A 19,681-nucleotide genomic window follows, 5' to 3' on the forward strand; every position below is an offset into this window, starting at 1 on the left:
TAACGCTCCTGTTCCATTTGCCATGAGCCATCCATGAAACTGCTGATCGTCGAAGACCAACCGAAAACCGGTCACTACCTGCGCCAGGGCCTGAGCGAGGCCGGGTTCAACACCGAACTGGTGGCGGACGGCATCACCGGCCAGCACCTGGCCCTGACCGGCGACTACGCGCTGCTGATCCTCGACGTCATGTTGCCCGGTCGCGACGGCTGGCAAATCCTGCAAGCGGTGCGCAGCGCCGGCCTGGACATTCCGGTGCTGTTCCTGACCGCCCGCGACGCCGTGGAAGACCGGGTCCACGGCCTGGAACTGGGCGCCGACGACTACCTGGTCAAGCCTTTCGCCTTTTCCGAGCTGCTGGCCCGGGTCCGCAGCCTGCTGCGCCGAGGCAGCGCGGCCAGCCAGGAAACCAGCCTGCAACTGGCCGACCTGCGCCTGGACCTGATCCGTCGTCGGGTCGAGCGGGCCGGACAGCGCATCGACCTGACCGCCAAGGAGTTCGCCCTGCTGGAAATGCTGCTGCGCCGCCAGGGCGAGGTGCTGCCCAAATCCCTGATCGCGTCCCAGGTCTGGGACATGAACTTCGACAGCGACACCAACGTCATCGAAGTGGCGATCCGCCGCCTGCGCTTGAAGGTCGATGACAACCACAGCCACAAGCTGATCCACACCGTGCGCGGCATGGGTTATGTCCTTGAAGAGCGCAACGCCTGATGCGCCGCCTGTCCCTGGGCAGCCGCCTGGCCCTGCTGTTCGCCGCCTGCACCGCCGTGGTTTCGTTGACCGCGGGCGTACTGTTCAACCGCGCCAGCGAGTCGCACTTCATCGAACTCGACCAGCAACTGCTCGACGCGCGCCTGGCGGCACTGCGCAGCAGCCTCGCGGGGGTCGAGAGCCTGGGCGACTTCCAGCAGCGCAGCCAACGGCTGCAAGCCGACATCAACCTGAGCCCCGACGTCGCCTTGCGGGTCAGCGGTGCCGATGGCCAGCGCTGGTTCAATGCCCCGGGCGCCCTGCCCGGCGACTTGCCGACGCAAGCAGGACTGACCAGCCTGCGGATCGAGGGCACCGACTACCGGGTCTTCAACGCCCCGCTGGACCCGAACAAGGCCGGCTCGGCGCAATTGACCCTGATCCTCGATATCACCCACCACCAGCATTTCCTGCAACGCATGCAGCACCTGATCTGGCTGACGGTCAGCCTCTCGGCCCTGGCCACCGCCCTGCTCGGTGCCTGGGCCGCGCGCAGCGGCCTGCGACCCTTGCGGCGCATGAGTGAAGTCGCCGCGGGGGTATCGGCCAGCTCGCTGACCCAGCGCCTGCCCGAGCAACAGATGCCGTCTGAACTGGCCGAACTGGCGCAGTCGTTCAACGCCATGCTCGCGCGCCTGGATGATTCCTTCCAGCGACTCTCGGCCTTCTCCGCCGATATCGCCCACGAACTGCGCACACCGCTGTCGAACCTGCTGACCCACACCCAGGTCACCCTGACCCGGCCCCGGGCGCTGGAGGACTACCGCGAAGCCCTGCACAGCAACCTCGAAGAGCTGCAATGGATGGCGCAACTGGTCAATGACATGCTGTACCTGGCCAAGGCCGACCACGGCCTGCTGACGCCCCGCCACGAAGCGCTAGAACTGGCCGATGAGGTGGATGCCCTGCTGGAGTTCTTCATGCCGCTGGCCGAAGAGAATCGAGTCCGGCTCAAGCGCGAAGGCCACGCCAGCCTGTCGGGTGATCGCGGCATGCTGCGCCGCGCGCTGTCCAACCTGCTGGACAATGCCTTGCGCTTCACCCCTGAAGCGGGCGAGATTGCGGTCAGGCTGCAGGGCGCGCCAGAGGGGTTGCGGGTCAGCATCGAGAATACCGGGGAAGGTATTGCACCCGGAGTGTTGCCGCAGCTGTTCGACCGTTTCTACCGAGCCGACCCGGCACGCCATGAAGGCAGCAGTGAACATGCGGGATTGGGGCTGGCGATTACCCAGTCGATCATCCGAGCCCATGGTGGGCGGATACGTTGTGAATCAGAGGCTGGCTGGACGCGATTCGTGATCGAACTGCCACGCCAGGCGTAAAACTGCCGCGAAACCTGTAGGAGCCGGCTTGCTGGCGATGGCGGCCGCAAGGACAGTGCAAGGCTCAAGGGCCTCATCGCTGGCAAGCCAGCTCCTACAGGGGGGCCGTGTTCAGCCCTAAGCAGGCGGTCATCACAGACTACGAATACCGCAGGGCGTGCGCCGGCTCGATCTTCGCCGCCCGGTACGCCGGGTACAGGGTCGCCAGGAAGCTGAGGATAAACCCGGCCGAACAGATCAACGCCACATCTCCCCCCTGCAACTGCGACGGCAGGTTGCTGACGAAGTACACGTCGGAACTGAAGATATGCTGCCCGCTGACCCGCTCGATCCAGCCCACCAGCTCGCTGACATTCAGCGCCGCGATCACCCCCAGCACACCGCCGATCAAGGTCCCGACAATCCCGATCACCGTGCCCTGGACCATGAAGATCGCCATGATCTGCCGTGGCGTGGCGCCGATGGTGCGCAGGATCGCGATGTCCGCGCCCTTGTCGTTCACCACCATGATCAGGGTCGCGATGATGTTGAACGCCGCTACCGCAACGATCATCAGCAACAACAGACCGATCATGGTCTTTTCCATCTTCATGGCACTGAACAGGCTGCCCTGGGTGTGGGTCCAGTCATCGGCCTTGAAATCACCGCCCAGGCCCGTGGCGATGTCCGTGGACACCTGTGGCGCCGCGTACAGGTCCTTCACCGCCAGCCGCACGCTCTGCACCTGGTTCGGCTGCCAGTGCTGGATATCCGCCGCATCACTCATGTGGATCAGCGCCATGGAGCCATCCAGCTCCGCCCCGACCTTGAACACCCCGACCACGTTCAGGCGTTGCATGCGCGGCGTGATGCCGCCCGGCTCGGAGCTGAGTTCCGGGACAATCAGGGTCAGCTTGTCGCCGACATTCACCCGGAAGCGCCGAGCGGTGATTTCACCGATCACCACGCCGAACTCACCCGGCTTCAGGTCTTCCAAACGCCCCTGGACAATGTGCTGGGCGACAATCGACACCTGGCCTTCCCGGGCCGGGTCGACACCGCTGATCTGGATCGGCTGCATCGAACCCTTGTAGGAGAGCATGCCGTCCATTTCGGTAAAGGGCACCGCCGCCGTCACTTCAGGGTTCTTCAGCGCCGCGGCCGCCACTGGTTGCCAGTCATCGATGGGCTTTACCCCGACGATCGTAGCGTGGGGCACCATGCCGAGGATCCGTGAACTCATTTCCTTCTGGAAACCGTTCATCACCGACAACACCACGATCATCGCCAGCACGCCCAGGGCGAGGCCGATCATCGAGGTCATCGAGATGAAAGAGACAAAACGGTTGCGGCGCTTGGCGCGGGTATAGCGCGCGCCGATGAAAATCGATAACGGTCTGAACATTCGCAGGCCACCGTAGAAAAATAATCGACCCGGCACCCGCGCGGTTCAGCGGGTGCGGGTCCTGGCAAATCAGATAGCGACGAGTTTTCCGTCTTCCAAATGCAGCACGCGATCCATCTGCCGGGCCAGGCCCATGTCGTGGGTCACCACCAGGAACGCCGTGCGCATCGAGATGCTGAGCTCGTGCATCAGGTCCTGGATGCCCTGGGCGGTGTGGTGGTCGAGGTTGCCAGTCGGCTCATCGAGCATCACCAGCCCCGGCTTGTTCACCAGGGCCCGGGCAATCGCCACGCGCTGGCGCTCGCCACCGGACAGCTCCGCCGGCTTGTGCTCCAGGCGATGGCCGAGGCCGACCCGCTCCAGCAACGCCGTGGCCCGCTGACGCGCCTCGGGAATCGCGGTGCGCCCGATCAGCAGCGGCATGCAGACGTTCTCCAGCGCGGTGAACTCGGGCAGCAGGTGATGGAACTGGTAGACGAACCCCAGCGAGCGGTTGCGCAACAGGCCGCGGGCTTTCTCGCCCAGGGCGGAAAGCTCCTCGCCGGCCAGCCAGACACTGCCCTGGGACGGCGTATCGAGGCCGCCCAGCAGGTTGAGCAAGGTACTTTTGCCCGAACCCGAACTGCCGACGATCGCCACCCGCTCCCCGGCGTGCAGCTCCAGCTGCAGGCCCGACAGGACCACCACCGACTCCGGGCCTTCCTCGTAGGACTTGCCCAGGTTGCGGCAACTCAGCACTGCTTTATCACTCATGCCCAACTCACTCATAACGTAGCGCCTCCGCAGGCTGGGTGCGCGCGGCACGCCAGGCTGGATACAGGGTGGCGAGGAAACTCAGGACCAATGCCGCGCCGCAGACCATCAAGACATCCTCGGCCATCAGCTGGGACGGCAGGTAGTCGATGAAATACACGTCGGCATTGAGGAACTTGTGACCGATCAGGCCCTCGAGGGCGGCGATTGCAGCGCTGACGTTCAGCGCGGCGAGGATCCCGACCACCGCGCCGATCAGCGTACCGATCACCCCGATCACGGTGCCCTGGACCATGAAGATCGCCATGATCTGCCCGGGCGTGGCACCCAGGGTGCGGAGGATGGCGATATCGCCCTTCTTGTCGTTCACCACCATCACCAGGGTGGAGATGATGTTGAACGCCGCCACCGCCACGATCAGCAGCAACAGCAGGCCGATCATGGCCTTTTCCATCTTGATCGCCTGGTACAGGTTGCCGTGGGTACGGGTCCAGTCACGGGCGTAGTAACGGTTCTCGCCCAACTGCTGGGCAATCTCCCAGGCCGTGCGTGGCGCCTGGAACAGGTCGTCGAACTTCAGGCGCAGGCCCTGGACCTGGTCCGGCTTCCAACGATGCAGGCGCGCCAGGTCGTCGAGGTTGGTCAGGCCCAGGTAACCGTCCAGCTCACCGGCGCCGACATGGAAGATGCCGACCACGGTGAAGCGCTTCATCCGCGGAAACATGCCCGCCGGCGTCACCGTGACTTCCGGGGCGACGAAGTTCAGCTTGTCGCCGAGCCCGACCCCCAGCTTGTTCGCCGCCTTGTCGCCGATGACGATGCCGAAGCTGCCGGGCGTCAGCGCATCGAGCTGGCCCTTCTGCATGAACCGGTCAATGATCGAGACCTTGCGCTCCTGCGCCGGGTCGATGGCATTGAGGATCACCTTCTGCACCTGGCCGTTGTTGGTCAGCAAGCCCTGCATCTGGGTGAACGGCGCGACCGCCTGCACTTGCGGGTTCTTGAGGACCTTGTCGGCCAGCGCCTGCCAGTTGCTGATCGGCTCGCCGGACTCGATGGTCGCGTGGGGCACCATGCCCAGCACGCGGGTGCGCATCTCATGATCGAAGCCGTTCATTACCGAGAGCACCACGATCATCACGACTACGCCAAGGGCCAGTCCGATCATCGAAGTCAGGGAAATGAACGATACAAAATGACTGCGACGCTTTGCACGGGTATAACGCGCGCCGATAAATACGGTGAGTGGTCTGAACATGTCGGGGGGGCTTGTTCGGAGGAAAAGAAGACGTCCTTGTGGCGAGGTAGGGTCAGCAGCTTTACACTCAGACCATCACCTCTGCCCTGGGTTCGCCATGTCGACATTAGATGAAGAAGATCGCCGCGAATACTACCGTATCGAGGACACGATCGCACTGGAAATCAGCCCCCTGTCCGCCTTCGACGCGGCGAACAAGGAAGTGTTGCAAGATGCTTCGCCGCTCTTCAACCTGCTGAGCGAACTGCACCTGAGCGAATTCGAATCGCAACACCTGTTGCGCCAGGTCAGCGAGCGCGATCGGGCCCTGACCGCTTTCCTCAAGGCGCAGAACAAGCGCATCGAACTGCTCAGCCAGGTAATGGCCCATTCAGTACTGGGCGAGTTCGGCGAACTGCAGCGGGTGATCCTTTCCGAAGGTGGCCTGGAGTTCGAGCACCATATGGCCTATGCCGCCGGCAGCCACCTGGCGGTCAAGATGGTACTGATGCCCCAGGCGCACGGCCTGTTGCTGCGGGCCAGGGTGACCCATTGCGCGCCCCGCAGCTTCGGCACCTTCGATATCGGCACCGAGTTCGATTCATTGACCGATGCCCAGCGCCAGTTGCTGGCGCGGCATATCTTGCAGAAACAGGCGCAGCAGCGACGCCTGGCCCGGGAGCAGAACGGTCCCGAGGCCACGTGACACCTGCGGCTGAAGCTCTCTTACCGTTTTAACCTTGTAGCAGTATTCCCCCTGAAGGAGCAGTCGTGACTCTGATTTATGGCCATCGTGGCGCCAAAGGTGAAGCACCGGAAAACACCCTGACCAGTTTCCAGGAATGCCTCAAGCACGGTGTACGCCGTTGCGAACTGGACCTGCACCTGTCCATGGATGGTGAACTGATGGTCATCCATGACCCGACCCTCAAGCGCACCACCGACCGCCGCGGCAAGGTGGTCGAGCACGCCGCCGCCGAACTGGTGACCTATGACGCGCGCAAGGGCGGTCCCGGTTGGATCAAGCCGTGCCCGATCCCACGCCTGGAGGAATTGTTCGAACAGTGCGATTTCGAGCACTGGCAACTGGAAGTCAAGAGCGCTTCGCGCACTCGCGCGGCGACCACGGTGCTGGCGATCCGCGAAATGGCCCAGCGTTTCGGCCTGCTGGACAAGGTCACCGTCACCTCCAGCTCCCGGGAAGTGCTCAAGGCAGCCCTGGAACTGACCCCGGACCTGTCACGGGGACTGGTAGCCGAATACGCCTGGCTCGACCCGTTGAAGGTCGCCCAGAGCTATGGCTGCGAGATGCTGGCGTTGAACTGGACACTCTGCACCCCGGAGCGCCTGATCAAGGCCCAGCGCCAGGGATTGCACGTGTCGGTGTGGACGGTCAACGAACCTGCGCTGATGCGCAGGCTCGCCGACTTCGGCGTCGATAGCCTGATTACAGACTTTCCCGGTTTGGCCACGGCCACACTTGGGAATGGCTGAAATCGGTCTCCCCGGCCGGCTCAGGCCACCGGCCGGAGCCGCTCAAAAAAGCCGGTTGAGGCCATCGTAGGCCGCTACCCGATAGGCTTCGGCCATGGTCGGGTAGTTGAACGTGGTGTTCACGAAGTATTTCAGGGTGTTGTTCTCGCCCGGCTGGTTCATGATCGCCTGACCGATGTGAACGATCTCCGACGCCTGATAACCGAAGCAGTGCACCCCCAGGACTTCCAGGGTTTCACGGTGGAACAGGATCTTCAGCATGCCTTGCGGCTCGCCGGCGATCTGCGCGCGGGCCATGCTCTTGAAGAACGCCTTGCCCACTTCGTAAGGCACCTTGGCCTTGGTCAGCTCATGCTCGTTCTTGCCGATCGAGCTGATCTCCGGAATGGTGTAGATCCCGGTCGGCACGTCGTTGACATAACGCCAGCTGCCATTGTCGACAATGCTGCCCGCCGCCGAGCGCCCCTGGTCGTGCGCCGCACTGGCCAGGCTCGGCCAGCCGATCACATCGCCCGCACCGTAGATGTTCGGCACGCAGGTGCGATAGTTCTCGTCGACCTCGATCTGGCCGCGGCTGTTGACCTTGACCCCGATGTTTTCCATGCCCAGCTTGTCGGTGTTGCCGGTACGGCCGTTACACCAGAGCAAGGCATCGGCCTTGATCTTCTTGCCGGACTTGAGGTGCAGGATCACCCCGTTGTCCAGGCCTTCGACACGGTCGTACTCCTCGTTGTGGCGCACGGTGATGTTGTTGTTGCTGAAGTGGTAGCTCAGCGCCTGGGAAATCTCGGAGTCGAGGAAGCTGAGCAACTGGTCGCGGTTGTCCACCAGCTCCACCAGCACCCCGAGGCCACTGAAGATCGACGCGTATTCGCAACCGATCACCCCGGCACCGTAGATGATCAGCTTGCGCGGCGTGTGGCCGAGGCTGAGGATGGTGTCGCTATCGTAGATACGCGGGTGGTGGAAATCGATATCGGCCGGGCGATACGGACGCGAACCGGTGGCGATGATGATGTGCTTGGCCACCAGTTTCTCGACCACGCCGTTGGGGCAGACCACTTCGATGGTCTGCTCGTCGGCGAAGCTGCCGGTGCCGAAGAACAGGTCGACCCGGTTGCGGGCGTAAAAGCCGGTGCGCGAAGCGACCTGCTTGGCGATGACCTTCTCCGCGCTTTTCAGCACGTCCGGAAAGGAAAACCAGCGCGGCTCACCAATGGCCCGGAACATCGGGTTGGTGTTGAACTGCATGATCTGCCGGACCGAGTGACGCAAGGCCTTGGACGGAATGGTCCCCAGGTGGGTGCAGTTACCGCCGACCTGGCGACGACTGTCGACCATTGCCACCTTGCGCCCCGCTTTCGCGGCGTTCATTGCCGCGCCTTCACCAGCCGGGCCGGAACCCAGTACCACTACGTCGTAGTTGTAGACAGCCATGCGTACTCCTCAGAACAGGCCGAGGTACCCCTCTGGCACCTGCGGCTAAATCATGTCGCGGCCAGCGACATGAAGGATCAAATCTCGGTGTGCAGTCTATAGAAGCTTCAACGCCGCGCACATTAACCCTTGGTAGCGTCGTAGGCCAGCTTTGCCTGCACTACATGTCGTGCCCGTCACCCTTGGCCAGGCGCTCGAACGCCTGGCTCGTCCGGGTGACGAAGCCTGTATCGGCACGCATCACGAAAGAGGCGGCGATGCCATGTGTCTCCGCGTACTCCCAACCGCGCTCGGGCCCCAGTACCAGCAACAGGGTCGACAGGCCGTTGGCCATCAGCGTCGAGGGATGAAATACCGTGACCGATGCCAGGTTATGGGTAATGGGCGCACCGGTCCGGGCGTCGAAGGTGTGGGAATAACGCTTGCCGTCCTGTTCGAAATAATTGCGGTAATCACCCGACGTGGAAACGCCATAACCGTCGAGGACGACGATCCGCTGCGCCACCTGCCGGTCGTCCCGCGGCAGCTCCAGGGCGATCCGCCAGGGACTGCCATCGGGCTTCCGGCCCACCGCCTTCAGCTCGCCGGTGACGTCGGCAAGAAAACTGTCGAGGCCCATCCCCTTCAGCCGATCAACGATACGGTCCACCGTGTAACCCGCCGCGATGCTGTTGAAGTCCACCTCCACGGCGGCGTCCTTGCAGAGCTTGTCGCCGTCGATACGCAGATAGCGGTGCCCGACACGCTGGCGCACCTCGGCCAGCTTCGCCGCGTCCGGCACCTTCTGCTCACGCCCCTGCGGGCCAAAGCCCCACAGGTTCATCAAGGGTTCGACCGTCAGGTCGTAGCCACCGTCGCTTTCCATCGACAGCTGTTCGCCGATCCGGACCAGTTCCAGGATCGGAGCCGGCACGACCTGGCAGCTATGGGCCGGCAGTTCGTTGAAGCGCTCGATATCCGAGTCGCCGCGATAGGTCGACATCTGCCGGTCGACTTCCGCCAGAATCGCCTCGACCTCGTGCCTGACTTCGGCGACCGCCGGCCTACCGACATGGCGCACGTAGCGGATGGAATAGGTACTGCCCTGGGTCGGACCACCGAACTGCTCCAGCGAGTCAGTGTTGTCGCAACCGGCGAGCAGGACAAAGGCCCCCCCCAGCAGCAGGGTTCGTAACAAAGGCGCGGCCGCCTGTGGATTTGACATAGTCGCTAGAAAGGCCCTTTTCGAGGTTGACCATTATGCCCCAGATAATCGCCTGCCCATGACGGATCTTCAGCCCTGGTGAACTCCTGAGGGAAACCGTCTAGATCAAGGGTTCTACCACTTAGCCAGCAAGCTATGTTTTTGTTGCCTGATGACTCTATTAAACATATCGTTACAAAACTGCTCTGCCAGCGTGCGTATGCCTGAAAGGTTCAGTTAGGACGAGCAAAGACGATGGATTGCTTATAAGACAGACAAAGTGAGTACATAAAATGGCCTCGAATACGGGCAAGGGCAAGGCGATCTTTCGCGTTGTCAGCGGCAACTTCCTTGAGATGTTCGACTTCATGGTTTATGGCTTCTATGCCACGGCCATCGCCAAAACCTTCTTTCCCAATGACAGTGCCTTCGCATCCCTGATGCTTTCGCTGGCGACCTTCGGCGCCGGCTTCCTGATGCGTCCGCTGGGGGCGATTTTCCTCGGCGCCTACATCGACCGCCATGGTCGTCGCCAAGGCCTGATCATCACCCTGGCCATGATGGCCGCGGGCACGGTGCTGATTGCCTGCGTACCGGGATATTCGACCCTCGGCGTGTTCGCTCCGCTGCTGGTGTTGCTCGGTCGCCTGCTGCAAGGCTTCTCCGCCGGCGTGGAACTGGGCGGTGTCTCGGTGTACCTGGCCGAGATCTCGACCCCGGGTCGCAAAGGCTTCTTCGTCAGTTGGCAGTCCGCCAGCCAACAGGCCGCCGTCGTGTTCGCCGGCTTGCTGGGCGTGGGCCTCAACCACTGGCTGAGCCCCGACCAGATGGGTGACTGGGGCTGGCGCGTGCCGTTCCTGGTGGGTTGCATGATTGTTCCGGCGATTTTCATCATCCGTCGCTCGCTGGAAGAAACCCCCGAGTTCCAGGCCCGCAAACATCGTCCGAGCCTTCCGGAAGTGATGCGCTCCATCGGCCAGAACTTCGGCCTGGTGCTGGCGGGGATGGCGCTGGTGATCATGACCACCGTGTCCTTCTACCTGATCACCGCCTACACCCCGACCTTCGGCAAGGCCGAGCTGCACCTGTCGGACTTCGACGCCCTGCTGGTGACCGTGTGCATCGGCCTGTCGAACTTCTTCTGGCTGCCGGTGATGGGTGCGCTGTCCGACAAGATCGGGCGCAAGCCACTGCTGCTGGCAGCGACCATCCTGGCGATCCTCACGGCGTATCCGGTGCTGTCCTGGTTGGTGGCGGCCCCGAGCTTCAGCCACCTGTTGATCGCCTTGTTGTGGCTGTCGTTCCTCTATGGCTCCTACAACGGCGCCATGGTGGTGGCCCTGACCGAGATCATGCCGGTCGAAGTGCGCACCACCGGTTTCTCCCTGGCCTACAGCCTGGCGACGGCGACCTTCGGCGGCTTTACCCCGGCGGTCTGCACCTACCTGATCCACGTGCTGGACAACAAGGCAGCACCGGGCATCTGGCTCAGCGGCGCAGCCGTACTGGGGCTGATCGCCACCCTGGTGCTGTTCCGTGGCAACAAGCATGAACTGCGCACCGCGCAGATGGCCGTGTCCGGCCGCGGCTGAGCAGACACCCTCGCCCGCCGGCAAACGCCTGCAATGCAGGCGTTTGCCGGCCACCTCTCGCGCAGCATGGACGCCGCGCAGGTTTGTCAGGGGGACTCCCCCATCCATTAAGACCCGGGCCTGGCCGCTTCCACCCCGCGCTTGTCGGCGACCTTCAACGACTGGCTCCACCCTCCTCCCAGGGCCTTGTACAGGTTCACCTGATTGATCTCCCGCGCCAGTTCCAACTGCGACCATTTCTGCTGCGCCTCGAACAGCGAACGATGGGCATCCATCGTCGAGAAGTAGCTGTCCATACCCGCCTCGAAACGCAATCGCGACTGTCGATAGGCTGCCTGGTAATCCTCCACCAGACGCTTCTGCGCCGCCACCTGAACGAGCATCTCCTGGCGGGCATTGAGCGCATCGGCCGCCTCGCGAAAGGCATTCTGCACCGTCGCCTCATAGGCCGCGACCCGACCATCGAATCGCGCATGCGCCCCATCCACCTGGGCCCGTCGGGCACCGCCGTCGATCAGGGTCAAGGAGCCCGTCAGGGCGGCCGACCAGAACTGCGCCGGGGCACTGAGCAACCGGGAAAAATCGCCGCTCAGGCTCCCCAGTGCCGAGGTCAGGGAAAAGGTCGGGAAGTAGGCGCTACGCGCCGCGCCGATGTCCGCATTGGCCGCGCGCAGCTGGGCCTCGGCCGCCATGATGTCGGGGCGTCGGATCATCAGTGACGACGGCAGCCCGGCAGGCACATCGGCGGTGGCCAGGGACTCGCCCAACACTCCGCTGGGCAGCAAGGCCGCGGGCACCGGCTGCCCCACCAGCACCCGCAGTGCATTCATGTTCTGCGCCACCTGCATGCGATAGGTGTTGATCTGCACCGCCGCGGTATTGGTTTGCGCATCGGCCTGATGCACATCGATCTGCGCGCTGGAGCCCAGGTTGTAGCTCTTGCGCAGCAACTGCCCGTAGTTGTTCTGGGTGTCGTAGGTGGTCTGGGCGAGATCCAGCAGATTCTGGCTGGCCTTGAGACTCAACCAGGTACTGGCGACCTCCCCGATCAGCGCCAGCCGAGCCGTCTGATAGTCAGCCTCGGAGGCTTCGAAGCGAGCACCGGCGGCGCTTCTCTGGCTACGGATGCGCCCGAACAGGTCCAGTTCGTAGGAGGTGAAGCCGGCTGTCGCCTGGAAGGTGTTGGCGATACTGCCCGCGCTGTCCCCACCTCCCGGCGTACGCACCAGCGGCGGCAACTTGCTGCGTCCGGCGTAGGTATCGATGCCGATCGAGGGAAATAGCGCCGACTGCGCACCGGCATAGCCGGCCCGGGCTTCTTCCACGCCGGCAGCGAACTGGCGCAGGCCGCGATTGTTCGCCAGCGCCAGCTCGATCAGCGCACGCAGCCGCTGGTCGAGGATAAACCCATGCCAATCATGCTCGAACGCCTCCTTGGCCGCACAGCAGGAACCTGTCGAGCTGGCCGGCCACTGCGCGTCGATCGGTGCATCGGGTTTTTCGTAGGTCGGGTCCAGCGAACAGGCGCTGAGCAGCAGCAGGGACACCAGACAAGTCGAAGGTACACAACGGTTCATGATCCACCTCATCAACGCAAACCCAACAAGGCTCGCAAGGGTGAAACCAGGGCATCCCAGAGGCCGCCACGGGGCCCGGCCACCCGTGACAGGGGCTGTTGGCGCAAACGCACGGCCGCCGGTCGATAACGCGCCAACGCGGCATAGGACGGCACCCTGGAGGGCCGGGAGAACGCTGGCCGCGAACGCCGCTCCCCCAGCAGCGACCGGCGCAGCAAGGTGCCAAAGGCCATGGCCGGCTCGGCCTTGCTGGCCACATTGACGCTGGCGTCACTGAACAAGTGGGTGATAAGGCGCTGCCGCAACCCCTCGTCGAGGTCGACAAAACGCAGCCCCAGGCGATCGCTGCCCTGGTTGCGCATGACCTCGACCCCGAGCCAACCGAGCGCGGGGATCCACAGCTGCCCTCGTACGCCCGGCTTGATCCAAACCGCCAGGTCGCAAGACAAACACACCCCGCTGACCGAAATATCCACCAGACGCCCGGCAAAGGTTTTCGTCCCCAGGCGCAAGCCAGTGGCTGCATCGGAGGGAAAGCGCTCTTCGCCATGCAGCCGCGGCCGGTCAACGCAGGCCACCAGCGTCGCCAGGTTGTAGATCAGCGCGACCACGGTCCAGCACAGGTTGAACAGCATGTTGCCGTCGAAGGCCGCTGCCGTGGCAATAGCGGTGAACGCGCCCACCTGGGAAAACACGATCAACCCCAGGAAGAACCCGAACATCTTCCAGTGGATCAGGGTACGGGTGCGGTCGAGGCCTTTGGCGGTCACCTTGAAGGGGCGACCGAACGGGCGAATCATTGCACTGGCTATCGTCGCGGTGACCGCCAGGGCCGCGACGATCTGCGTGACTTCGGTGAACACCGGCAGGGTTCGGCGTGCCGTGACCCAGGTGCCGTAGCCCCAGAACGCGATCAGTGCCGGCATGCCAAAGGCCAGGAAATCCGCGGGCTTGGCATAGAACCCGGCAATGCCGAAATACCAGTAGAGCACCGGTGACACCAGCAGCATCAGGATGAAGGGCTTGGAGAACCAGTGCATCAGGCCATGCAGGAAATGCAGGCGATCATTGAGACGGTAGCCACTGCCACGCAACGGCCCCTCCTTCAACAGCGCGACCTGGAGGGTTCCCAGGCACCAGCGCGCGCGCTGGTTGATGTACTCGGTCAATCCCTCGGCCGACAGTCCGATGGACAGTCGCTCGTTGAGCCAGCGGGTCACGTAGCCTTGCTGCGACAGGCGGCAGGAGGTGTAGAGATCCTCGCACACCGAGCCGGTGGGAAAACCGCCGATGCGGGTAATCAGGTCGCGCCGCACCACAAAGGAGGTGCCCACGCAGAACGCCGCGTCCCAGCCGTCCTTGGCCGGCTGGAAGACATCGAAGAAGACGCGCTGCTCGTCCACCCAGCAGTCGGACGAGCCGAGGTTGTGCTGGATCGGATCCGGGTTGTAGTAGAACTGCGGGGTCTGCACCAGGCCCACCCTTGGGTCCTTGAACAGCCCGAGGATGCGCATCAGGATCGGTTGCTGGGCGGCGAAATCGGCGTCCAGTACCAGGATGTACGGCGCATTGCTGCTGGCTGCCGACTGGCGCAGGCCGTTGTTCAGATTGCCGGCCTTGGCGTGGGTATTGTCCGGGCGCCGGGCGTATTGCACCCCGACCTCGGCGCAATAGTCGCGCAACCAGTCGCGCCGGGTATCGTCCAGCACCCAGACGGTGAAATTCGGGTAATCGATGGCCTGGGCGGCAAGAATGGTTTTTTCCAGGATCTCCAGGCCTTCGTTGTAGGTGGCGATGAACACATCCACTGCCGGTACATCCGGCCCGGCCGCGCGCAAGCGGCGCTCGCCGGCATCGGCGCTGGCGCGGTGATCGCTGCGACGGAGCATGACGATAATGGAAAACAGCGTGTAACCAATGGCCATCATCTCGAAAAACAGAAAGGCGTAGGCCCATGCCGCGGCAAATCCGCTCTGGCCGTCGGGCAAGGTGTCGCGGATGCGCCAGACGGCGTAGTTGATCAGCAGCAAGGCGGTGATCGCGCCAAAACCGGCCCGGGCACCCCAATGCTCACGCCGGGTCAGGCAACTGAAGAGAATGACCACGGCCAGGGTCCAGAAATTGATTTGCACAAGCTGCAACGAGTCCAGTGCGTGCATGTCAGTCAGCCTCCTGAGAGCCGGTGAAGGGGTTGACGCCAGTGGCCGCGATAGCGGCCCATGCCGTGGCGCCCAGATGAGGCAGGTGGTAGTAGAAGAAATCGTTGCTCGGCGAGTCCGGGCCGATGGCAAGCCCGGTGCTGATTTGCGCCTGCGGCGTCGCGAAGAGCCAACCGTGACTGGCCTGCAACGCCAGCAATACCCCCCACAAGGGTTGAGCCCTGTCCGGCAAACCACTCAGGCGCGCCACTGCCGCCGCCTGGGCGGTACCCTCGGTCCAGACCCCGTCGGGGTTGCGGTTGAACCCGTAGCCGTCGGCGAAACGGTGGCTTTGATCGATAAAGGCAAACACCCGACGCCAGTCCTGCGGCGCTGCGGGGATCGCCAGCAGCGGCCAGAGCTGCGCATCCAGCCCTGAACGCAGGCGATCCGAGGTTTGTCCGTCCGCGCCCGTGCCGATCAGGAAACGCCCCTCACGGTCATCCCACTGGCTTTGCACGAAGCTCCGGGCAACCTGCGCCTGCCGCTGCGCATCCGAGTCCGCCGACAGGCGGTCGAGCGCCGTCCAGGCGGCCACCAGGTCGACATTATGCTCGGTGGATTTCCAGCCTTGCCGGACCTGCCGGTTCAAGTAGCCATAGACACCACCGCTGAAACCCGGGGGCAGCTGATTGTCGTAGGTGTTCTGCTGGACCCAGCCCAGCACCCGGCGTGCCGCCGCAAGGTAGGACGGTTCGGCGGTCTGACGGAAAGCCTCCAGCAGCGCGAGCGCCCCCCAGGCCTGGTTGCCGGTGGCGCTGCTGACTTGATAGGCATCCTGACTCCAGGCGTTGCGCTCAACACTCCAATACCCCGGCAACCCCATGACCTGGCCCTTGACCGGGCCCGCCGCATAAGCGTTGCGCAAGCGCCCGTCAGCGTACTCGGGGTCATGCTCCACCGCGAATACCAGGGCATCGGCCAGCCTGCGGGCGGACTGCGCCTTGCCACAGGCAAACAAGGCGATGCTGGCCAGGGCGTTGTCATAGGTGAAGGCCACCCCGCGCAGGGCCAGTATCGCCGGCGGCTGTCCGTCCAGCGCCGGATAGCTGGCCAGCAGCACCGGACCCGTACCGGGATAGGCCCGTGTCGCCTGCTCCAATGCCCCGCAGGTGTCCGTTGCCAGTTGCACCCGGGGCGATACCGCCCAGGCCGCCTGCCCGACGCCCAGCAACAACCCGGCGAGCCCCCAGGCCGCACCCCGCCAGCGGCTCATCGGGCAACCTCGGCGGAAGCCCAGAGCCCGGGCTTGCACACCAGGCTTCGTTGCTGCTCACTGAGATTCGCGGCAAAGGTGGCGACCACATACACGGAGTTCTGCTCGGCGTAGGGGAAAGGTACGCTGTAGGTCCCCGGCTGAAGGTCCGCCGAGTGGGACAGCAGTTGCACGACCTTGGCCGTCAGCGGTGCGTCCAGGCCACGAATGTTCACCTTCAACACCGTGTCACGATCGATCTTGCTCGCCACCCGCTCGGGAAATACCGCGATGACATAGCTTTCCCCGCAATTGGTCGCGCGCACCAGGGTCGAACCGGCGCGCACCAGCGTGCCCTGGGGCGCCACCACTTCCTGGACCGTCCCGGCGGAATAGGCCACCACGTCATAGCCGGACATCAATTTGATCCGACTGTTTTCCTCCTCGATCAGCGCGTCGAGCTTTTGCAGCTCCTGCTGCACCGTGGAGCGGTTGTGCTCCTGGTTGTCCAGGCTCAGCTTCAAGGTGACCAGGTGTGAGTTGAGGTCGAACATGCGCAGCTGGTCAGGGTCCAGGTAGACCTTTTGATTGGCCGCGCTCAAATCACCGTTGCTGATGCCCAACTGCGACTTGACCGTCTCCGCCGCCCCCTGCAGCGAAGCCAACTGGGCTTTCGACGACTCGACCAACGCACCACTGACCGCCCCCTCGCGGAACAACTCGAGATTGCGTTCCACGGTTTCCTCAGCCTCTTTCAAGCGCGCGCTGGCGGCAAAATTTTCGGCGCGCAGGGCTTTCTGGCCGTACAACTGGCGGGTATGGAACGCCGACTGGTATTGCTGGCTGATTTTCTCCAGCGCCTGGTAGTACTGCTGGTCGTGTTCGAACTGGCTGAGGGAGGACGACAACTGCTGCTCCAGACTCAAGCGCCGGGTTTGCAACGTCAGCAAGGTGTCTTGATTGGCCCTGGGGTTTTCCACCACAGCCAGCTTCTGCCCCTGGACGAAGGAAGTTCCCGACTTGATGCTGAGGGAACTCACGACACCATCGATGGGCGTGGTCAGCAAAATCACCGGCGCATTGAGAATGGCCCGGGTGGCCGAAGCCGATAGCAGGGGCATGAACAAGGTCGACAACAACAACCACAGGATAAAACCCAGGATGCCCATACCCACCAGGCGGGGTAACAGGGATAATGAAAAGTGCTTTCTGCGCTCTTCGGTCATGTCAGGTGCTCCCGATAGGACATGAAGACATTCATTTTCAACAAGCGGCCAATCGCTAGCCGCACGTTATCGTGAAAGGCATAAAGCAGTGTTGCCAGCAAAGATGTCCCAGCATCAGGCCATTACTATTCGATCAGCCTGACTTGTTGGTTTCTTAGTGTTGTGAGCAGGAATGATATTCCCGTCTTTTTGGAGGGTGGCATCCGATCATAGTGACCACTTATCCACTATTTATGTTGCCTGTTTATTACCGAAAGAACATAACGACTTTCGCCCTTGCCTGATGGCTAAACACAGGCATTTTGATAGCTAATTCTCGGCAAGTTGGGGCGTTGTCAGGGGCAGACACTAAGTTCAGTCCTTCCAAGTGTCAAGCGCGGGAACGTGAACAATTTAATGACGCCAATTATGTAGCACCACACAAATAGGATCCATTCCGTAGGTATTCCCAACAAACGATCGGCAAGCAACTATTTTTTATAGGTTTTTAATTAACCGAAAAATAAAATGAACTATTTATCTATATTGATATGATTTCGACCGACCAACTCACCAGATGAAAGCGATATAAAACATCGACCCACTCAACACATCGGAATAACCGTTGCTATCAATCCGCCACATACTTCCAGAATGAAAAACGCCCCGACAAGTCGGGGCGTTTCATGTGCGGCTAGTGCTTAGCGCGGGAATGCGGGCGGGTTAACCCCGGCCATGTCTTCCATCACGCGTACCACCTGGCAGCTGTAACCGAATTCGTTGTCGTACCAGACGTACAGGACAACGCGGTTGTCGTTGCAGATGGTGGCTTCGGCATCGACCACACCGGCGTGGCGCGAACCGACGAAGTCGGTGGACACCACTTCCTGGGAATTGACGAAGTCGATCTGCTTGTGCAGATCCGAGTGCAGCGCCATGTAGCGCAGGTACTCGTTCATCTCTTCACGGCTGGTGGCTTTCTCGAGGTTCAGGTTGAGAATGGCCATCGAGACGTTCGGCGTCGGAACGCGGATCGCGTTGCCGGTCAGCTTGCCGGCCAGCTCAGGCAGGGCCTTGGCAGCGGCGGTGGCGGCACCGGTCTCGGTGATCACCATGTTCAGCGCGGCGCTACGGCCACGACGATCGCCCTTGTGGAAGTTGTCGATCAGGTTCTGGTCGTTGGTGTACGAGTGAACCGTTTCAACGTGACCGTTGACGATACCGAACTTGTCGTTGACGGCCTTGAGCACCGGCACGATGGCGTTGGTGGTGCAGGACGCCGCGGAAACGATCTTGTCCTCGGCGGTGATTTCGCCGTGGTTGATACCGTGCACGATGTTCTTCAGCTTGCCCTTGCCCGGCGCGGTCAGCACCACGCGGTCGATACCCGGGCAGGCCAGGTGCTGGCCCAGGCCGTCGGCATCACGCCATACGCCGGTGTTGTCCACCAGCAGCGCGTTCTGGATGCCGTACTGGGTGTAGTCCACCTCGGTCGGGTTCTTCGCGTAGATGACCTGGATCAGGTTACCGTTGGCGGTGATGGTGTTGTGTTCTTCGTCGATGGTGATGGTGCCGTTGAAGGAACCGTGCACCGAGTCACGACGCAGCAGGCTGGCGCGCTTGGTCAGGTCGTTCTCGGCGCCCTTGCGCACGACGATGGCACGCAGGCGCAGGCCGTCGCCGCCACCGGTTTTCTCGATCAGGATACGGGCCAGCAGGCGACCGATACGACCGAAACCGTACAGCACCACGTCGGTGCCCTTGCGAGCGGCAGCGTTCTGCTGACCGACTACATCGGCCAGTTCTTCGCGAACGAACTGTTCGGCGCTGCGGCCATTGCCTTGTGCCTTGAATTTCACGGCCAGCTTGCCCAGGTCCACCGAAGCGGCACCCAGCTTGAGCTCGCTCATCGCCTTGAGCAGCGGGAAAGTCTCGTGGACGGACAGTTCGGCATCATCGCTCTGACGATGGCGAGCAAAGCGGTGAGCCTTGAGAATCGCGATGACAGACTGGTTGATCAGGCTGCGGCCATAGATCGAACTCACCACATTGTTATTGCGGTAGAGCTGACCGATAAGCGGGATCATCGCTTCTGCAAGCGCTTCACGATCAATCCACTCACCAAGACACTGGTCGGGCTTCTGAGTCACGGGAACCTTCCACATGTAGGGGCTGAAAAAAGGGGCTACATTATGCCGCCGAGTCGCCCCGCGAGCAATGCGCGCCTGTCGTGCAACCGTCAAGAAAAACCCTTTTGAAAAAAACACGCCCCGCGCGAGCCCAGTAGATACGCGGGTTTCAGCAGGGCGTATTTTCACCGGACACTGGCGACTTGTCCGTAACCCTTCAAA

At 62.6% G+C, this 19,681-nt stretch carries 15 protein-coding genes; 5 read left to right on the forward strand and 10 right to left on the reverse strand.

Annotated features, from left to right (window positions below):
- Window positions 1-33: 33 nt before the first annotated feature.
- Both UCMB321_RS01035 and UCMB321_RS01040 read left to right on the forward strand, forming a co-directional pair.
- Entirely contained in the window at window positions 34-714 is a 681-nt protein-coding gene (locus tag UCMB321_RS01035; protein WP_040063157.1) for a heavy metal response regulator transcription factor, read from the forward strand.
- Window positions 714-2,075 (forward strand): heavy metal sensor histidine kinase, encoded by a 1,362-nt coding sequence (locus tag UCMB321_RS01040; protein WP_040063158.1) that lies wholly within the window; start codon window positions 714-716, stop codon window positions 2,073-2,075. The genes UCMB321_RS01035 and UCMB321_RS01040 overlap by 1 nt, the downstream gene beginning before the upstream one ends.
- Window positions 2,076-2,214: 139 nt before the next feature.
- Here UCMB321_RS01040 and UCMB321_RS01045 read toward each other — a convergent pair whose 3' ends face one another.
- The 3 genes from UCMB321_RS01045 to UCMB321_RS01055 form a co-directional block, all read right to left on the reverse strand.
- A complete protein-coding gene (locus UCMB321_RS01045) occupies window positions 2,215-3,459 on the reverse strand; it encodes a lipoprotein-releasing ABC transporter permease subunit (protein ID WP_040063160.1) in 1,245 nt (414 codons plus the stop codon).
- A 69-nt stretch (window positions 3,460-3,528) separates the two neighbouring features.
- The gene (lolD, locus tag UCMB321_RS01050; protein WP_167337407.1) at window positions 3,529-4,212 is read right to left on the reverse strand and encodes a lipoprotein-releasing ABC transporter ATP-binding protein LolD; all 684 of its coding nucleotides are present in this window, start codon (window positions 4,210-4,212) and stop codon (window positions 3,529-3,531) included.
- A gap of 7 nt (window positions 4,213-4,219) precedes the next feature.
- Window positions 4,220-5,470 (reverse strand): lipoprotein-releasing ABC transporter permease subunit, encoded by a 1,251-nt coding sequence (locus UCMB321_RS01055; RefSeq protein WP_040063163.1) that lies wholly within the window; start codon window positions 5,468-5,470, stop codon window positions 4,220-4,222.
- Window positions 5,471-5,567: 97 nt separating this feature from the next.
- Between UCMB321_RS01055 and UCMB321_RS01060 the strand changes: the two genes are divergently transcribed.
- Both UCMB321_RS01060 and UCMB321_RS01065 read left to right on the forward strand, forming a co-directional pair.
- Window positions 5,568-6,155: a PilZ domain-containing protein gene (locus UCMB321_RS01060; protein ID WP_040063164.1), complete on the forward strand. Its 588-nt coding sequence runs from the start codon at window positions 5,568-5,570 to the stop codon at window positions 6,153-6,155.
- A gap of 65 nt (window positions 6,156-6,220) precedes the next feature.
- The gene (locus tag UCMB321_RS01065) at window positions 6,221-6,943 is read left to right on the forward strand and encodes a glycerophosphodiester phosphodiesterase (protein WP_040063165.1); all 723 of its coding nucleotides are present in this window, start codon (window positions 6,221-6,223) and stop codon (window positions 6,941-6,943) included.
- A 42-nt stretch (window positions 6,944-6,985) separates the two neighbouring features.
- Here UCMB321_RS01065 and sthA read toward each other — a convergent pair whose 3' ends face one another.
- A complete protein-coding gene (gene sthA / locus UCMB321_RS01070; protein ID WP_040063167.1) occupies window positions 6,986-8,380 on the reverse strand; it encodes a Si-specific NAD(P)(+) transhydrogenase in 1,395 nt (464 codons plus the stop codon).
- Between the two features lie 160 nt (window positions 8,381-8,540).
- Entirely contained in the window at window positions 8,541-9,557 is a 1,017-nt protein-coding gene (locus tag UCMB321_RS01075) for an FAD:protein FMN transferase (RefSeq protein ID WP_245220697.1), read from the reverse strand.
- A 299-nt stretch (window positions 9,558-9,856) separates the two neighbouring features.
- Between UCMB321_RS01075 and tcuC the strand changes: the two genes are divergently transcribed.
- The gene (tcuC, locus tag UCMB321_RS01080; RefSeq protein ID WP_040063168.1) at window positions 9,857-11,155 is read left to right on the forward strand and encodes an MFS transporter; all 1,299 of its coding nucleotides are present in this window, start codon (window positions 9,857-9,859) and stop codon (window positions 11,153-11,155) included.
- Between the two features lie 107 nt (window positions 11,156-11,262).
- Here the strand turns inward: tcuC and UCMB321_RS01085 are convergent, their stop codons facing one another.
- The 5 genes from UCMB321_RS01085 to UCMB321_RS01105 form a co-directional block, all read right to left on the reverse strand.
- Window positions 11,263-12,732 carry an efflux transporter outer membrane subunit gene (locus UCMB321_RS01085; RefSeq protein ID WP_040063170.1) on the reverse strand — a complete coding sequence of 490 codons (1,470 nt, stop codon included), beginning with the start codon at window positions 12,730-12,732 and terminating at the stop codon, window positions 11,263-11,265.
- A gap of 11 nt (window positions 12,733-12,743) precedes the next feature.
- Window positions 12,744-14,891, reverse strand: a complete 2,148-nt coding sequence (locus UCMB321_RS01090) for a glycosyltransferase family 2 protein (protein ID WP_040063172.1) — start codon at window positions 14,889-14,891, stop codon at window positions 12,744-12,746.
- A gap of 1 nt (window position 14,892) precedes the next feature.
- Window positions 14,893-16,146: a hypothetical protein gene (locus tag UCMB321_RS01095; protein WP_040063174.1), complete on the reverse strand. Its 1,254-nt coding sequence runs from the start codon at window positions 16,144-16,146 to the stop codon at window positions 14,893-14,895.
- On the reverse strand, window positions 16,143-17,351 hold the full coding sequence (locus UCMB321_RS01100) for an HlyD family secretion protein (RefSeq protein ID WP_040063175.1): 1,209 nt from the start codon (window positions 17,349-17,351) through the stop codon (window positions 16,143-16,145). The genes UCMB321_RS01095 and UCMB321_RS01100 overlap by 4 nt, the downstream gene beginning before the upstream one ends.
- A 680-nt stretch (window positions 17,352-18,031) precedes the next feature.
- Window positions 18,032-19,495, reverse strand: a complete 1,464-nt coding sequence (locus tag UCMB321_RS01105) for a glyceraldehyde-3-phosphate dehydrogenase (protein ID WP_040063177.1) — start codon at window positions 19,493-19,495, stop codon at window positions 18,032-18,034.
- Window positions 19,496-19,681 lie beyond the last annotated feature (186 nt).

This window comes from Pseudomonas batumici, from assembly GCF_000820515.1.
Lineage (GTDB): Bacteria > Pseudomonadota > Gammaproteobacteria > Pseudomonadales > Pseudomonadaceae > Aquipseudomonas > Aquipseudomonas batumici.